Origin of the sequence: Microcoleus sp. Pol1C5 (assembly GCF_036701115.1) — a bacterium.
In the GTDB taxonomy this organism is placed as follows: Bacteria; Cyanobacteriota; Cyanobacteriia; order Cyanobacteriales; family Microcoleaceae; genus Microcoleus.
In genome coordinates this window covers 20,614-37,180 of the sequence record NZ_JAUBQE010000022.1, presented here as the reverse complement: position 1 = coordinate 37,180, position 16,567 = coordinate 20,614, and the positions used below count along the sequence as shown (strand labels likewise).

At 51.8% G+C, this 16,567-nt stretch carries 14 protein-coding genes; 2 read left to right on the top strand and 12 right to left on the bottom strand.

What is annotated here, in order from left to right; translation table 11 throughout:
• Positions 1-5 precede the first annotated feature (5 nt).
• The 11 genes from QUA23_RS14055 to QUA23_RS14005 all read right to left on the bottom strand — a co-directional run bounded on the left by QUA23_RS14055 (position 6) and on the right by QUA23_RS14005 (position 11,029).
• Complete coding sequence (locus QUA23_RS14055; protein WP_333074950.1) at positions 6-611, bottom strand: nucleotidyltransferase family protein; 606 nt, start codon at positions 609-611, stop codon at positions 6-8.
• Between the two features lie 147 nt (positions 612-758).
• A complete protein-coding gene (locus QUA23_RS14050; protein WP_333074948.1) occupies positions 759-1,901 on the bottom strand; it encodes an XdhC family protein in 1,143 nt (380 codons plus the stop codon).
• Between the two features lie 203 nt (positions 1,902-2,104).
• Positions 2,105-2,869, bottom strand: coding sequence for an NAD(P)-binding domain-containing protein (locus QUA23_RS14045; RefSeq protein ID WP_333074946.1), 765 nt, complete (start codon positions 2,867-2,869; stop codon positions 2,105-2,107).
• A 231-nt stretch (positions 2,870-3,100) separates the two neighbouring features.
• Positions 3,101-3,913 (bottom strand): NAD(P)-binding domain-containing protein, encoded by an 813-nt coding sequence (locus tag QUA23_RS14040; RefSeq protein ID WP_333074945.1) that lies wholly within the window; start codon positions 3,911-3,913, stop codon positions 3,101-3,103.
• 57 nt (positions 3,914-3,970) lie between these two features.
• Positions 3,971-4,552, bottom strand: coding sequence for a Gfo/Idh/MocA family protein (locus tag QUA23_RS14035; RefSeq protein ID WP_333400745.1), 582 nt, complete (start codon positions 4,550-4,552; stop codon positions 3,971-3,973).
• A gap of 63 nt (positions 4,553-4,615) precedes the next feature.
• On the bottom strand, positions 4,616-5,383 hold the full coding sequence (locus tag QUA23_RS14030; RefSeq protein ID WP_333074943.1) for an NAD(P)-binding domain-containing protein: 768 nt from the start codon (positions 5,381-5,383) through the stop codon (positions 4,616-4,618).
• Between the two features lie 28 nt (positions 5,384-5,411).
• Positions 5,412-6,140 carry a nitroreductase gene (locus QUA23_RS14025; RefSeq protein ID WP_333074942.1) on the bottom strand — a complete coding sequence of 243 codons (729 nt, stop codon included), beginning with the start codon at positions 6,138-6,140 and terminating at the stop codon, positions 5,412-5,414.
• A gap of 20 nt (positions 6,141-6,160) precedes the next feature.
• On the bottom strand, positions 6,161-6,631 hold the full coding sequence (locus QUA23_RS14020; protein WP_333074941.1) for a MarR family transcriptional regulator: 471 nt from the start codon (positions 6,629-6,631) through the stop codon (positions 6,161-6,163).
• A gap of 230 nt (positions 6,632-6,861) precedes the next feature.
• The gene (locus QUA23_RS14015; protein ID WP_333074940.1) at positions 6,862-9,078 is read right to left on the bottom strand and encodes a xanthine dehydrogenase family protein molybdopterin-binding subunit; all 2,217 of its coding nucleotides are present in this window, start codon (positions 9,076-9,078) and stop codon (positions 6,862-6,864) included.
• Positions 9,079-9,204: 126 nt separating this feature from the next.
• Positions 9,205-10,197 (bottom strand): xanthine dehydrogenase family protein subunit M, encoded by a 993-nt coding sequence (locus QUA23_RS14010; protein WP_333074939.1) that lies wholly within the window; start codon positions 10,195-10,197, stop codon positions 9,205-9,207.
• Positions 10,184-11,029, bottom strand: coding sequence for a 2Fe-2S iron-sulfur cluster-binding protein (locus QUA23_RS14005; protein WP_333074938.1), 846 nt, complete (start codon positions 11,027-11,029; stop codon positions 10,184-10,186). The genes QUA23_RS14010 and QUA23_RS14005 overlap by 14 nt, the downstream gene beginning before the upstream one ends.
• Positions 11,030-11,540: 511 nt before the next feature.
• Here QUA23_RS14005 and QUA23_RS14000 point away from each other — a divergent pair.
• On the top strand, positions 11,541-12,524 hold the full coding sequence (locus QUA23_RS14000) for an AraC family transcriptional regulator (RefSeq protein ID WP_333074937.1): 984 nt from the start codon (positions 11,541-11,543) through the stop codon (positions 12,522-12,524).
• A gap of 218 nt (positions 12,525-12,742) precedes the next feature.
• Here QUA23_RS14000 and QUA23_RS13995 read toward each other — a convergent pair whose 3' ends face one another.
• Positions 12,743-15,274, bottom strand: coding sequence for a VWA domain-containing protein (locus tag QUA23_RS13995; protein WP_333074936.1), 2,532 nt, complete (start codon positions 15,272-15,274; stop codon positions 12,743-12,745).
• A 212-nt stretch (positions 15,275-15,486) separates the two neighbouring features.
• Here QUA23_RS13995 and QUA23_RS13990 point away from each other — a divergent pair, with 212 nt between their 5' ends.
• On the top strand, positions 15,487-16,473 hold the full coding sequence (locus QUA23_RS13990) for an AEC family transporter (RefSeq protein ID WP_333074935.1): 987 nt from the start codon (positions 15,487-15,489) through the stop codon (positions 16,471-16,473).
• Positions 16,474-16,567 lie beyond the last annotated feature (94 nt).

Genomic DNA, 16,567 nt, shown 5'->3' with positions numbered 1-16,567 from the left:
TTTATTCACTCTTTAAAATTTTTTAATAGCAACTGCTTGTAATCGTCCGGGGTATCAATATCAATCGCAGCTTCTGGTATTAGCAGAATCAATCCTCTATCTATATATTTTTGTATTAACGGTTTTGCACCTTTATCTCCTTCAAGCTGCATCAGTTCTGGAAATAAGGCATTGCTAAACAGGGCTGGTACGCCTGTAGTTTCGTTATACTTTGAGGCAACAATTACTTTTTCCGTTTCGTGATAATACTGAATCAATTGATTGAAAATCTGGGGAGAAACTAGCGGCTGGTCTGCAAGTGAGATGATAACTGCATCAAGTTTAGAGTTAGTTTTCAGTAGCATACTAATACCAGCGCGAATAGAAGAAGACATTCCCTCTTGCCATTGGGAGTTCTCTACAACTTGCACAGCCTTTGGCATTAGTTCCGGTTTAATTTGTTCTGCATAAGCTCCCAGGACTACTATGATAGGTTGACAAAGAGAAGCTAAGGCAACTTCAACCGCATGGAGTATCAGGCTGCGTCCTTGATAAGAAAGTAATTGTTTTGGTCTTCCCATGCGGGTTGCAGATCCAGCAGCGAGAATAATTAGACCAATTTTAAATACCATACCCAAGTTTTGAATTTTTGATTATTAAGAACATACTCGTATTAGCCATTAACTTTTTGATTGTTGACTATAGCAACCCTCGCATCATTTGTGAATCTTTTACTCCGTCCCCAAGGCATCGGGGAGGGTTGGGGTGGGGTAAAAAATTTACGGCTCATTTAGAATTGCTATATTGATAGAATCATGAATAGGTAGAGTGCGATTTCTTAAAAAACCACCTTGATGCTTTGCTGTTACTGCTTGAATTTCGGCGATAATCGCCAGAGCAATCTCTTCGGAATTATCTGCCCCAATGTCGAGTCCCACCGGACTATATAAATTTTGTTGCTGTTGTGGAGTGGGGATAACTCTTTCTTGTTCTAGTTCTTGCAATAATCGGGATGTTCTTTTCTTAGGACCGAGTACACCTAAGTATTTTAAGCCTGAAGGCAATAACACTCTCAGCAATTCCAGGTCGTCTAAATAATTATGAGTCATAACTACAGCAACAGTACGCTCATCTATATCGATTTTTTTTAATACATCCTGAGGAGAACAAAATTCAACTCGATCGGCTTCTTGAAAACGCTTTCGGCTTGCTTCCCGTTGGCGGTTATCGACTACAGTAATATGCCATCCTAACTGTTTGCCAAAGCGAACAACGGGAAGAACGTCATACCCAGCACCCAAAATTACCAGCGACAGCGGCGGCTGAATGACTTGAATAAAAACTTCAACTTTCCTGCCTGTTAACTGATATTGTTTCCCTACCGAGGTTTTGTGTAGAAGTGCTGCTTGTGTATCCATTAAAACCGCTGCTGCTAATTCCTCATCGGTGATGTGGTTGATGATATCTGAATTTAGTAGCAAGCGATCGCCTATTTGAGATTTGCTTTCACCCTCTATATTAAATACAGTTGCAATAGCGCTCTCAAACCGAGCATCAAGGCATTTGTGGACAAAACTAATTTGGTTTGGCTCGTTTACTGGCAACGATTCAATCAAAACATAAGCAATGCCTTGACAGCCAAGCCCCAACCCCCAAATTAAATCTTCCTCGGAGGTGGAGTCATACTTAACCAGACAAGGACTACCAGTGTTCATTACCTGCTGTGCTTTCTCAAATACATCACTTTCCAAACAGCCACCGCTAATTGCACCTACTATCAAGCCATCTGCACCCATCAACATTCGCGCACCAGGACGGCGATAAGTTGAACCTTCCACTTTAACTAAAGTTGCCAAGGCTAGCTTTTTCGTGGTGTCTTTTACTTGCTCTAAAGCAGCCTTAATATCGTGTATTTCTTTCATGGCTCGGCCTAAAAATTTTTGTATCTCACTGTTTAAGTTTGATTATAAGGACTTCAGCATAGGACACGATATAACGATACTTGCAAGTTATTGTACAATCCTGCAAAATTATTCTTCTAAACTCATCATGGGACAAGCCTGTAAAGCTTTGGTGTGATGACTTTTAGCTTACTTGCTTGTCCCTTTCTTATCCCGAACTCACGTTACATAAAAATCGCACGGCTCACACGAACCCCGAAATCGGCATCCGGATTTGTCGTGGCGTCACCAAGCCGCTCTTGAATCACTGCAACTGCTAAGTCCCGGCGCTTTGGCGATCGTGATGCGTCGGCAGATGCCAGCGCTGCCGCCATCTGTTCGCGCGTGAGATCGGTGCAATAGCAGGGCGTGCCTGGTTGCTGGCGCCACGAATCGGCGAGCGTGCCCGCGTCGAAAGCATCAAGCCCGGTGTCTTCGACGAGGGCCATCGCCACGGAGCGATCGTTCTCGCGGTCAGCAGCCACAGGGAGGGCGATACGGTCAGGGCTTCCAGCAGGCTTGCCCTTGGTGGCGAAAGAGCCAGACCCGATCGCGTTCCACGCCTTGGCGATCGGCCTGCCTAGCTGTTCGGCTACCCAAAGGCTCTCAATCTGCCCGGCCTCGATGGCATCGATCTTGTCGTCGCGGTGGGGATAATAATTAGACGTGTCGATGACGACTGTCTCGGCTGGTAGGTTGGCTATCAGTGGCGCGATTGTGGGAATGCGGTTGAGAGGGATCGAGAGGATCACCACGTCAACGTCCTCCACCGCTTGGGCCGTCGAGACCGCGCGTGCGCCGAAAGCCAGCACATCGGCCTCGATGGTCTCTGGGCCGCGAGAGTTGGCCACCTTCACGTCATGTCCGGCCGCACTGAGTTTGCGTGCCAAAGTCTTCCCGATATGACCAGTACCCAAGATCCCGATGTTCATTTTCTTCGTGTTATCCATGATAAATAATCCTTTTACTGCGTTGTTTGACGGGGTATTGCCAGCCCGTTCAAGGTGTGGCGAAGCTCGGCAAGGTCTTCATCGGAGAGACGGCCTGCCGTCTCGATCTTTTCAGGGATCGAGCACGCCTCTTCGCGCAGCGCTTCACCAGCGTCGGCCAGATAGATAAGACGGCGGGAAAAATTACCTGCCCTCTTATCAAAATAAGTAGCTCAACAGCAAACGATGCCTTTACATATTCAAGAGCCGGCTGAGACGAAGGAAATATCCCGCATCGGAATTAATGGTGGTGACGTCTTCAAATCGCTCCTGCAATATCGCCCATGCCAGATCGCGCCGCTTGGGTAAGCGTTCTCTTTCGGCGGAGGCCAGCGCGTCGGGTAGCTCTGCCAAGGTGAGGTCGGTGCAATACACGGGCGATCCCGGCTGCTGCCGCCATGAGTTTTCGAGTGTGCCCGCATCGAAGGCGTCAAATCCCGTATCTTCAACAAGCGCCAGGCCCACTTCACGATCTCTGTCCCGATCTGCAGCAACAGGCAAAGCAATACGGTCCGGGCTTCCCTTGGTCGTGCCCTTTGTTGCGAATGGGGTCGACTCGATGGTATTCCACGCTTTCACAATGGGGCGACCCAGTTGTTCGACTACCCACAAGCTCTCGACCTGCCCCGCGTCGAGGGCCTCGATTCTGTTGTCGCGCGCGGGGTGGTAGTTCGACGTGTCGATGACAACGGTTTCGGCGGGCAAGCCTGCTAACAATGGCGCAACCTTAGAGAAACTGGTGGGAGGGAGAGAGAGAATGACAACTTCAACGTCCTGCACGGCTTCTGCGGCTTCAACGGCGCGGGCACCAAACTCCAGCGCATCGGCCGCAATGGTTTCGGGGCCGCGCGAGTTGGCCACCTTCACGTCATGTCCGGCCTGAGCCAGTTTGCGGGCCAAGGTCTTTCCAATGTTGCCGGCGCCCAAAATGCCGATCTTCAAGTTCTTTGTGTTATTCATGGTAAATCCTCTGGTTGACTGCGTGTGATGCTCGGCCAGTAGCATCTCAATTCGTTACGTCGATGACAACCTTGCCGACGTGCTTTGCGCTCTCGATCCGCCTCAGAATGAGCTAGGGAATGCTGCGCTCTCGATTGATTCGAGCATCGCGTGTCGAGTGACTGCATCATCGAAGTCGGGGCAGATGTGCGATTGCTGGTGGAGATCGTGGGCGAAGCGATGATACATCTCTGCAACGTTGAGCGCGGGTCCCTGACGTATATCTGTATGGAAATACTGGTCAGGCACAGCAAGCGGTGCGAGCGGTGAGCCTTCGCGATTGGAGCCTTCAAGAGACAGATCGACGATTTGCGCATGGCCGCCAGGCCCCGTCACGCGGAGCGTCCCTCTGGTGCCGTGGATCTCCCAGAGGAGGCCCGTTCCTGGCCCGCTGCCGCCTCGATACTGCGCCGACAGAACCGCGCCGCTTTCGGTGCGGGCTATAATCGCAACCTGATCATGCGCGGTCATGGGTATGACATCGCCCGTCTCGATGATCGTCGTCTGCGGCCTACCGTTCGTGAGGATCGCTGACGGCTGCTGCATCTCGCCCAGCACAGAGCAAACTGCATCCAGCGTATGACCTACCGGAATGGAAAGCATCGTCGCGCCGTTGCTCCTGTCCGCTGTGTAGGCGTTGGCCACGTCAGTCAAAGCCTGTGGAGAGTGCCCAGCCGTGCCGACAGGATCAAATACCCCCGCTGGTTCTCACATAAACAGGGCACGGCAGAGGCGAACGCCATACTCCGCATCAGGATTGGTGGTGCCGTCTCCCACTCGCTCTGTGGTGGCGGCCACTGCCAGATCGCGCCGCTTGGGCAATCGCTCCCTTTCGGCTCTGGCCAGCGCGCCGGGCAACTCTTCTGCGGTGAGGTCGGTGCAGTAGCAAGGTGCGCCCGGCTGCTGACGCCACGAGTCCGCCAGTGAGCCCGCGTCAAAGGCGTCGAAGCCGGTGGCTTCCACCAGCGCCAAGCCCACTTCACGATCTCGGTCCCGATCCGCTGCAACCGGCAAAGCAATGCGCTCTGGGCTTCCCGCAGGCTTTCCCTTGTTCGCGAAGGAGCCCGAACCAATCGAGTTCCACGCCTTCACGACGGGCCGCCCCAGTTGCTCAGCGACCCACAGGCTCTCGACCTGCCCCGCGTCGATGGCCTCGATCCTGTTGTCGCGAAACGGATAGTAATTCGAGGTGTCCATGACAACTGCCTCGGCTGGCAAATTGGCGATCAGAGGCGCAACGTCCACGAGGCGATTGAGAGGAATGGACAGAATCACAACGTCCACGCCCTCGACCGCTTCCGCCGTCGTGACGGCGCGTGCGCCGAACTCCAGCACGTCAGCGCCGATAGTCTCCGGGCCGCGCGAGTTGGCGACCTTCACGTTGTGCCCGGCCTGAGCCAGCTTGCGGGCCAGCGTCTTGCCGATGTGGCCGACGCCCAAAATTCCGATCTTCAAGTTCTTCGTGTTGCTCATCATGTTTGTCCTTTTCGGATGTGAATGTCTGTTAGTTGTGGAAGGTTACGCTTTCTTCGATAGGGGCCTTGTCGATGCGGTAACGATTGGCGGTAGCCGCCTTGTCGGGATAGCCGAACGAGATACCGAACAGCATCTTCAGGGACGGATCGATGCCCAACTGCTCGCGGATCGTGTCGGCGTAGAAGCCGAGCATCGTCTGCGGTATGCCGCCAAGTCCGTGCGCCGTCAGAGACAGCAACAACGTCTGAGCGTACATTCCGATGTCGCCAGCCACTCGCACATCGTCGCCAAAGGAAGGCATGAACAGCAGCGCGGCGTGCGGCGCACCAAAAAATTCCAGGTTGTATCGTGCTGCGGTGCGGCGATCTTCGGTCGCTTCGCGCGAAACGCCAATCGCTTGATAGTAGGCCGCCCCTTGCGCCTTTGAGCGCTCGCTGTATACGCCGCAGAAATCGGCGGTGGAGAAGCTGAAATCGGGTGTCAGTCGCCCTGCCTCGTCGTCCGCAAGGAGAGCCTTGCTGAGCGTGTCGCGTGTCGCGCCGGAGACGATGTGAACCTGCCAGGGCTGGGTGTTGCAGTTCGAGGGTGTGCGCTGCGCGTCTTCCAGAACCGAGCGGAGCACAGCGTCGGGGACAGGGGTTGGCAGGAAACTCCGGACAGAATGGCGCTCGCGCACAGTCTCCTTAAAAGACAATGTTTGCGACGGCCCGTTTGCTAATTCGATCGGGCTGCTTGGTACAGGTGTTGTATTTGACATGGTGAATCCGAAAAAGGTGGTCATTCGGTAATCGAGTCGGGGGCGTTGGCCGAACGGGGATGACCTAGCCCGTTCAAGGTGTCGCGAAGCTCGGCAAGGTCTTCATCGGAGAGACGGCAGGCCGTCTCAATCTTTTCAGGGATCGAGCACGCTGCCTCGCGAAGTGCCTCGCCGGCTTCTGTCAGATCGATAAGAACGCGACGTTCGTCCTGCGGGTCACGGGTGCGCGTCACCAACCCCGCGCTCTCAAGGCGCTTTAAGAGGGGCGTCAAGGTTCCGTTATCCATACCGAGTTCTTGCCCTACTTCCCCAACAGTGCGCGGGGTGCCCTCGTAGAGAGCGAGCATGACCAGAAACTGAGGATAGGTCAGGCCCAAAGGCTCAAGAAAGGGCCGATGAAGCCGAATGACGCGGTTCGACGCACTATAAAGGGCAAACGAAAGCTGCCTCCCCACCTGTCGCCGTTGGTTGATGTTCGAGTTGTTATCCATTTTTAAATCCAGTCAACTACTATTATATCGCACACTACATAATAGTTCAATACATATAATTCACTTTTTTCTGGACCAGTCTTGTACCCATTCCCATGCGTTGCACCAAGGCGACGGTACGAAGATTCTTCCACACTCCCCACCGTTGCCAGCGCGCACCGTGCCCCCTGAGGTTCGCGGAGGCGATCGCTGCGACTAGCGCTGGCACTTCATTCAACAAATGACCTAACTCACAGCAGCTTTTCCGGCGTAATCGGCAGGTCCCTGATGCGTTTGCCCGTGGCATGAAAGACAGCGTTGGCGATCGCCGCCGGGATGCCCACCATGCCGAGTTCGCCCATGCCCTTGACACCGAGCGGATTGACGACTTTATCCTCCTCCTCAACGAATATCGTTTCGATCTCCAAGACATCCGCATTAACCGGCACGTGATAGTGCTGCAAATTCGGATTCATAATCCGCCCGTAACGGTGGTCGATTTCAGTCGCCTCTTGCAGCGCCATACCAATGCCCCAGACAACGCCGCCGATTTCCTGGCTGTGCGAGGCCTTCGGATTCATAATCTTGCCGCAGGCGGTCACTTCAATGGCGCGCGTAACGTGGACAGTCCCCACATCCGGATCGACCTTCACTTCAACGAACTGCGCGCCGTGCGCCAACGTCGCATACTTCTCGCGCTCCTCTGAGGGACGCGACTCGAATGTTTCCGTGATTGCGGTGAGACCATTACGCTTCATCACTGCGGAGATGTTGACGAAACGATCCGGCTCGCTTATTAGTCGCAGTTGCCCGTCGAGCATCTCGACATCGGAAGAGGCTGCCCCCTTGAGCGGAGAATTCGGTTCCTGATTCGCTAGCGCGAGCAACTTCGTGCCGATCGCCAGAGCCGCCCCCCGCACCGCCGAGCCGACGCTCGCCGTCGTCCAAGAGCCCCCCTGCGACGGCGCTCGAGGCAACTTCGTGTCGCCGAGTTCAAATTTCACCTGGTCCAACTTCAGCCCCAGATACTCGGCAGCGATCATAGTCATCACCGTGTAGGTGCCAGGTCCGATGTCGCTGGTCGCACTTGCGACTTGCGCCGTGCCGTCCACCTGCAGCGTGACGAGGGCGGCAGCAGGCCTCTGGAAAGCGCCCCAGACGCCGGTCGCCATTCCCCAACCGACGAGTAGGCGGCCGTCACGCATCGATCGGGGATCGAACTTGCGATTCTTCCAACCGAATTTTTCCGCGCCCAGCCGGTAGCACTCCCGCAGCGCCTTACTCGAAAATGGCTTGCCGCTCTCGGGGTCGGTTTCGGCATAGTTGATCAGCCGAAGTTCGAGCGGGTCGATCCGCAGCGCGTAGGCCAGCTCGTCCATCGCACATTCGAGCGCGAACATACCGCTAACGGCCCCCGGTGCGCGCATCCAGGTCGGGGTGGCGAGGTCTGTGTTGGTAATCTTCAGCGGCGCGTAGAGATTCGGGCACGCATAGACTTGGCGCGTGAAACCCGTGGTGTCGTCTGAGAACTCCTCAAGGGTGGAGGTGTTGTGCACGGCTTCATGAATCATCGCCGAGAGCTTTCCCGATCGCTCCGCGCCCAGCGCGATCTTCTGAATCGTGTGCGGACGATAGCCGTGGCCGGTGAACATTTGCGTGCGCGTATAGACAACCTTGACCGGGCGCCTGAGTTCGCGGGCTGCCATCGCTGTCAGCGCCGGATAATAGTTCGGGCGCAGCGACGCTCCGAAAGCCCCGCCGACGAAGGGCGAGACGACGTTCACGTTTTCCTCGGGCAGGCCGAAGCTCGAAGCCAAATGTTCGCGCACGCCATAGACCTCCTGCGTCTTGTCGAAGACCGTTAGCTTGTCGCCTTGCCAGACCGCGATCGCCGCGTGCGGCTCCATGGGGTTGTGGTGCTCGATCGGGATGCGGTACTCGGCCTCTAACTTCACGGCCGCTGCGCGCATCGCCTCTTCGGGATTACCGCGCGGCTTCGGAGGCTGCCCTTTAGTGGGGACGCGCGCGCTCGATCGCACCGCCTCAGTGTCGGTCATGTGCTGCTGTGAGTTGTAGGAGACTTTAACCAGACGTGCGGCATAACGTGCCTGCTCGTATGTCTCGGCGACGACAAGTGCCACGGGCTGCATATTGAAGAAGATTTTGTCGGACTGGAGCGCCCGAAACGACTTGTCTTCCTCCTCGGTGGCGCGGGGCGGGGACTGCTCCGTGGAAGACTTCGGACCGAGCTTCGGTGCGTTCAGGTGCGTGAAGACGCGAATTACGCCGGAGGCGCCTTCAGCCTCACGGGTGTCGATCGATTTAATCGTGCCCTTTGCTACGGTTCCGAGCACAATAAAACCGTAAGCGACATTGGGAACCTGGAATTCCGCCGCGTATTTAGCCTTGCCCGTAACTTTGGCTGCGCCGTCCACGCGGCTCATTTCTTTTCCGATGTATCTTGCCATTTCTTTTCTCCTCCCTAATATCAAATCCGCCCTTCATCGTCCTGTATTCATCTCTCTGTTCTCGAACTCTGCGTTCTCTGCGTACTCTGCGGTTTAATAATTCCAATGCAACCGGAATAGATATAATTAGGCCGCACCGCTCGTCAACGCTTGCTGCAAAGCCAGAACAATGGCGCGTTTTCCGAGTTCGACTTTATAACCGTTATGTTCAAGCGGTTTCGCATCTTTCAGAGCCGCTTCAGCAGCCACTTTGAAGGTTTCTTCCGTCGCCGGTTTTCCAATCAGAACCTTTTCCGCTTCGGGCGAACGCCAAGGTTTATGCGCGACGCTGCCCAAAACAACGCGTGCCTGTTTGATGGTGTTGCCGCTTGTTTCTAAAGCAGCAGCCACCGCAAGCAGTGCAAAAGCATAGGAAGCGCGATCGCGAACTTTTAGGTAATAAGACTTGTTAGCGAAGTTATTCTTCGGCATTTCGATCGCAACGATCAATTCCCCATGCTGAAGATTGTTATCTTTTTCAGGCGTGTTGCCCGGCAAGCGATGAAAATCCTGGACCGGGACTGTGCGTTCTTGCCCGTTCGTGCCGCGAATCCTCACTACCGCGTCCAGCGCATAAAGCGCATTCGCCATATCGCCCGGGTAAGTCGCCACGCATTTGTCGCTGTAGCCCAAAATGGCATGAATGCGATTGAGCCCCTGAAGCGCTCCGCATCCGCTGCCCGGTTCGCGTTTGTTGCAGGGCATAGCGATGTCGTAAAAATACTGGCAACGGGTGCGCTGCATTAAATTTCCCCCGTTGGTCGCCATATTGCGAAGCTGGGCGGAGGCGCCGGCTAAAATCGCCATTGACAGAAGCGGGTAATTTTGCCGGACGAGGGGATGGTTGGCCGTGTCGGTATTTTTGGCTAAGGCGCCGATCGAAATTCCGTTCGAGGTCGATCGAATTTCCGCCAGATTCAAACCTGAGATGTCAACAAGTTCGCTGGGACGCTCGACGTATTCTTTCATCAAATCAATCAGATTTGTCCCGCCTGCGAGAAACGTTGCCGTTTGATTCGCGGAAACGGTGCGAACGGCGCTTGCGGCATCGGTGGCGCTGGAATATTTAAACGATTTCATCGGCTTTGCCCCCCTGATTCAATGCAATGGCAATTTCTTCATCGCTCGCAAAATGCCAAGCCAGGGCTGTTTCGCGCCCGGACTGAACTTCTCTGATTGCCGCAACGATTCCCGGATACGCGCCGCAACGGCAAATGTTGCCGCTCATGCGTTCTCTGATTTCTTCATCAGAGAGTGCTACATTCTGGGCGATCGTCCGCAAATTGTTAGTGACGTGACTCGCGTCGCCGTTTTTAGCTTCCTGCAGAAGCGCCACCGCCGAACATATCTGCCCCGGCGTGCAGTAGCCGCACTGGAAGCCGTCGTGTTTGATGAACGCCGCCTGCATCGGATGAAGATTGTCGCCGTCAGCGATACCTTCGATCGTCGTCACCTCTTTCCCCTCGCAGCTAGCGGCAAGTGTCAGACAAGAAAGCACGCGGCGCCCGTCAACGATTACCGTACAAGCGCCGCACTGTCCTTGATCGCATCCTTTTTTCGTGCCGGTCAATCCAAGTGTTTCGCGCAGGGCGTCGAGCAGCGCCGTGCGCGAATCCACTTCCAGGCGTTGGGCCGAGCCGTTGATTTTCAAAATAACGTTAACGGCGTTTTCAACCGCAGGGGCCTGGGCGAATACGGCGTCGGGCTCCGCGGCGAGCGTGGCAAAGACCTCCTCTTTAGCCAGCAGGTGGAAGGCGAAGGTGCCGAGTAGGGCAGCCATGCTTTGCCCCAAGAATTTGCGGCGAGCAGCGCCGGTAATTCCGAGTTGGTCGAGCAGTGTTTCTTCGTCCGCGCTGAGCTGCGAATCGCTCTCGCTTGAACTGAAATCTTTCGGTTCTTGATTATCGTCCATGATGCTCCTTGCAAAATTCTCAAACAATCCCTGGACAAGTGTTTGTTTTTCGCGCCGACTCTTCTAACGCTCTGCACCCACCGCAGGCGCTTGTGCCCCTTCGATCGGGCGTCCTTTGTTCTCGAAACTCAAAAAACCGAGTCAATTAAGACGCTCGGCGCTAGGGGAACGGCTTGTTAGATTTCTCCTTCAAGCCTCATGCCTTTAGGCTGAGGTTCGTGACCGTCTGAATTCCTTTGGCTACCCCAATTGTAGAGATCGAGCACGCGAGCGCCTGCTCTATCAATAGGGATGAATTTTTTAAGAAGCAAGGTTCGCCTTGATGCCCTTTTGGTGGTCAGTAGGGGAATCTCTTGCCCAATCAAAACTGAGTTTACTCTTGTATAAAAATCCAGAATGCTTATAAGAAGCCGAAATGGTTTTTCATTGCTTTAGCTTAATTCTAAGAATCCTCAAAGCCAAGCAATAGAACGATCGTCTAAAATCGTTGTACAATCCTGCAAACTTAGAAATGAACGCTGCCAAAACGAGTGAAAAGTCCGATAGGTCGTTAATGAACGACCCGCAGGCAAAGCGCGAGGCTTCCAGAGCGCAAGCTAACAGAGACGAACTGACCCAGCGGATTGCACAGGCGATTCGTCATGATGGGACGATCGAGCCGCTGAAAGGATTGCACTTCTATCGCACCTCCTTTCCTTCGGAATGCGTTCATAGTGTCTCGATTCCTTCCTTTTGTGTCATTGCTCAGGGCAGCAAAGAAGTGCTGCTAGGCAGCGATCGCTACCAGTACGATCCGATGCACTATCTATTGGGGACGGTCGAACTACCGATTGCCAGCCAAATTCTAGAAGCAACCCAGGAAAAACCGTACCTGGGGCTTCGTCTGGATCTCGACCCCACCCTGGTTGGCTCAGTCATGGTTGAGGCAGGCGATCCCTCAGCAGAAAGGGGTGCTGATGTGAAAGCGATTGACGTAAGTCCGTTGGATGCAAATCTTTTGGACGCTGTTGTGCGGCTCGTCAGGCTTCTAGATTCCCCTGCTGAAGCTAATGTTCTGGCACCACTGATTAAGCGAGAAATCATTTACCGACTCCTGATGGGAGAGCAAGGCGATCGGCTTTGTCATATTGCAGTTCTGGGTGGCTCTACCCACCAAATTGCTATAGCCGTCGATCGACTTCGTAAAGACTTTAACCAGCCGCTTCGGATTGAAAGCATCGCACGAGAGCTGGGAATGAGTGTATCGAGCTTCCACCATCACTTCAAGTCTGTCACGGCCATGAGTCCTTTGCAGTTCCAGAAGCAACTGCGGCTCCAGGAAGCTCGCCGTCTGATGCTGGGGCAAAACCTTGACGCTACCAGTGCTGCTTACCGTGTGGGTTATGACGATTCCTCGCACTTCAACCGAGAGTACAAGCGACTCTTTGGTATACCACCGATGCGCGATATGGAGCGGCTGCGAGAAGCTGCGAGGCAGATTGCGAGTTCAAAATGATCTCCTCAATATGCCCTAATCTTGCCAGAAATCGCTAAAACGCAGTTATACTTCCCGCTATCATATAAATAGAAAATCATCTTGCGATCGCTCTGTTAATAATTTCCACAAACTGATGCAGTAAAGCACTCAACTCTCAGCAAACTCTCCGGCGTGGACTCGATCGCACTTTAAATAAAAATATTTAACCAAGGTGGGCATTTTGCCCACCCTAATTCCTACTTCCCTACCGTGAAATACTCATTATTAGCATACACGCTAATAATGCAGTCTCCCACTTCAAAAAACATCCCCTCTTGCTCATCTTTAGAAAATTGCAAGTTGCCGTATTTAGAATTAATTTCCTCAGCAGTCGCCGCTTTTGCGTCCATTTCATCCGGGATAAGTCCGGTAGAACCGATATAGAAAACCAGCGGTGAAACTTTTTCCCTGTACACTTTTTCGGCATAAGCTTCCAGTCGCTCGTTGGCATTAGCTAAAGCAGCGACAAATTCGTCTCGCTTGACATCTTCTCCCTCCCATTTCGCTTGCAAAAGCCGTAGCAAACTATCTGCACCAACTTTTGATAAAATAGCGGTGACAGTGCCGTTATCCTCCAACCCCAAAAACTCATCGAAAATCAGTTTCATCAAGTCGTCAACTTTGGTAATTTTTGTTCGGGATGACAGCGTTTTGTGTGCGAAGACAACAGGCTCATCTAAGGTGATGTCAAATGTCGGTTTTGCTAGCTTTTCGCCCGTGTTTTTGTGGTAAACTTCATAAAGGCGATCGAGAAACTTGTTGGCAGAGTGCAATTTGCCGAAGTTGAGGATGTTTTTGCTGCCGATGTCGATTTTGTAGCTGACTCGCGAATCTACTGAACCGTTGGCGATCGCACTTTTTAAATCTGTGTATTCCGTCGTCGTCGGAAAGTTGATGTAAAGGTTTTTTGACAGATAATGCTGTTTCAATTCTTCCAATTGTTCCGCAGTGTAAGCCTCAGATTCTTCCTTCAAATGAGCCGAGAGAATGCTAGAGAGAATTTTGATTTCTGCGAGTTCCTCAAACACTCCGTCAAGGCTGCCGTAACGCCCGTCAAAAGGCACGAGGGGCAAATCCTCTAACTTTATATCGTACTCTGAACGGAAGTCAAATTCTTGCACGGGCAAACCGTCTTTTTCAAGGACACCGAATTTTTTGAGCAAATCAAACACTGGTTTGCTGCTGATTTTGGTTCGCAGCAACTTGATATTAACTTCGCCGTCGCTGACAATGGTATAATTGTTGAAAGTATTGAGGTCTGTAACTAGAATTCCCGCCACTTCTGCGATTAAAGTTTCATCCTCAACTTTTACCAGCTTAGCTTTGCGGGTAATCAGCATATTGATGGTAGCGGTATTTTGATTGATGGCAAATGAGCCCATTTGCACGTATTCGCCACCATCTAAGAATTCTGTTTTCAGCCAAGGCTTGACAAGGTTGCCGTTTTCGTCTCGCTTTCCCTCAATTCGCTTCAAACCTTTTCGCTGATAGTTTTCTTGCAAGTGTTTCAAGTTGATGATGATGCTGTTGCTGTTTTCCTCCAATATCTTGATTAACTCCAGCAGGGAAATTTTCTCGCTGACTTTTACCCGATCGCCAATTTCATGATTTTTCAACACATCAGGCGCAAAAACAGCCTGTTCCAAATCTTCCGTAAACTCCGCTATTTGGGCATTTGTCAAAGCTTTCGCGTGTTTTTCCGTCAAAGTAGCGTCGAAGGTACTCGCCAGCGCATACTTAGCCGTATTTAAATTGCCGTCAGCGAGGTTAGCTTTCGCAAAAGCAAACACTGACTCATCAGTTTGAGCAACGGGAACATCTAGTTTGTCATACTCATCTTTGGCAATTTTCTGATATTTATAAAACAATCCCCGATCCTCTGCTTTCAGCCCGCAGATTTTCAGAGTGATCGATGAACCGTTGATTTTCTTGCCACTTTTGGAAACAAAAACTTGATAATCGTATTCCTTAATTAACGGTTCTTCCAGCGGAGGTGCAACGGAACTGCCTAACAGTTTTGTGCTGTCGTAAAGAGCATCGTAAACCATTTTGACTTCGCCAGCGCGGATGCAATTTCCCGATAATGTGTTGGCGATTTTGGAGAGAAGTTTGAAGTCAGCAGAGGCATAGGATATCGTGTTTGCAAACACATCCATGTCTTTGAGTTCTTCGCAAATTTCCCCTAGTTTTGCAGATTCCGAATTGGCGCTGGGGTCATTTGCATAGCCGTCTGTGTGCAAATTAATTGCTGTCATTTCTCCCGCTTTAACCAGAGATTTAGCGAGTTGCATCGACTGCGATATGCAGGTAGAGCCCGCTGTGTGGATTTTTTGAATCTCTTTGATGTATTGAGAGTCAAACTTCAGCACTTCTTGAATGGGAATTCGCTGGAAATGACAAATTACGTCCCCCTTGTCAGCATAGGAAATCAGGCTGACAATTAGCTGGTAATTGTTGTATTCGTCTAAGGTCAAAAGCTTGATCAGGGTTTCTTTCAGCGGTTCTAAGTCATAATACATTGAGCCGGAACGGTCGATGATGATGATGCTGTGAGCGACGGATTTTTCTGGGATATCGCCGGGCTTTCTTTCTAAATTAATGCGATCGACTAGATAGAATGCCTTGGCGTTTCCGGCAAAATTGTAGAGGGTAAACTTGGTGCGAGTATTGGAGGCTGCTTGGCTGCTGGAACTTTTGACCTGAGATGATTGTTTTGCTTGCCGTGCCATAGTTTTCACCTATGTTGATTTATTCCTCAACATCATCATTACACGTGCTTCTGTGGATGTCAAGGCCTGTGTGGAAAATTATCTGCGAGGCTGAATAAGCATTAATATTTAGTGTTGCAGGGCCACGGAAAACTGCGGCGGTAGGGTAAAAGTGGGCTTTTTTGGCAAAAGTAGTGGATCTGCGTAAATATTTAGTAAATATTTAGTCAATCATGCTTTATTTAGAAAATCCGCTGCTCAAACTTTATCTAAATCTGATCGGATGGGTGGCGTTCGGATTAATTCTCGGCCGCCTGCTACCAAGAAGCTATTCTACATATTTAGCCAAGTTTCTTTTCTTCTTTGGCACGCCATTGAGCATTGTTGCTTTTATCCGCCGCGCCAATTTGTCGGGTGCTATTTTGATTGCGCCCCTAATAGCTTGGGCGGCAATTCTAGCAGGTGGAGGACTCGCTTGGATTTTGATAAATTTCGGTGCCGGCGAGGAACGTTTCAAGACTCTTAATCCGATCGCCAAAAATAGCCCGGAACACACCAGCGCTTGGAGTTTGCCCACTCAAGGCAGCTTCTTATTGGCAACGATGGTGGGTAATACGGGTTTTTTAGGCATTCCCGTCAGCTTGTCCTTATTGGGTTCGGAACACTTTGCCTGGGCGTTGTTTTACGACTTGCTAGGCACTACCATGGGAATCAATATACTGGGAGTTGCTATTGCTTCTCACTGCGGTAAAAGCGATCGGCGTCAGAGTTGGTTGAGTCCGCTGCGGGCAATCTTTCAGAATCCGGCACTGTGGGCTTGCGGTCTAGGATTTGTCTCGCGCAGCTTGCCGCTGTCGGCACCTATCGAAGAATTGTTAACAACAGGTGCTTGGACTGTCATTACTTTATCTTTAATTACGATCGGGATGCAGTTGAGCAAGTTGAATTCCTTGCAGAACCTCAAACAAGTTTTGGCTTGTCTGGCGATTAAAATGTTGTTAATTCCCTTGGTAATTGGCACGGGATTAACATTGTTGGGGATCGCGGGCGCGCCGCGACTTTTGCTAGTGCTGCAAATGGCGATGCCTCCTGCTTTTGGTACTACATTGCTGGCAGAAGCTTTCAATCTCGATCGCGAATTAGCCGTAACTGCGATCGGCATCGGCTGCGTCAGTTTATTATTCACTATTCCAATATGGATGAGGCTATTTAATTTTTAAATAAAAGTGGATTGGTTTATTTTAAAAAAGGAAACTTTGCGTGACCTAAATCACAATTACCAGCGATTTAGATCATATTAATGATACTTAGCTA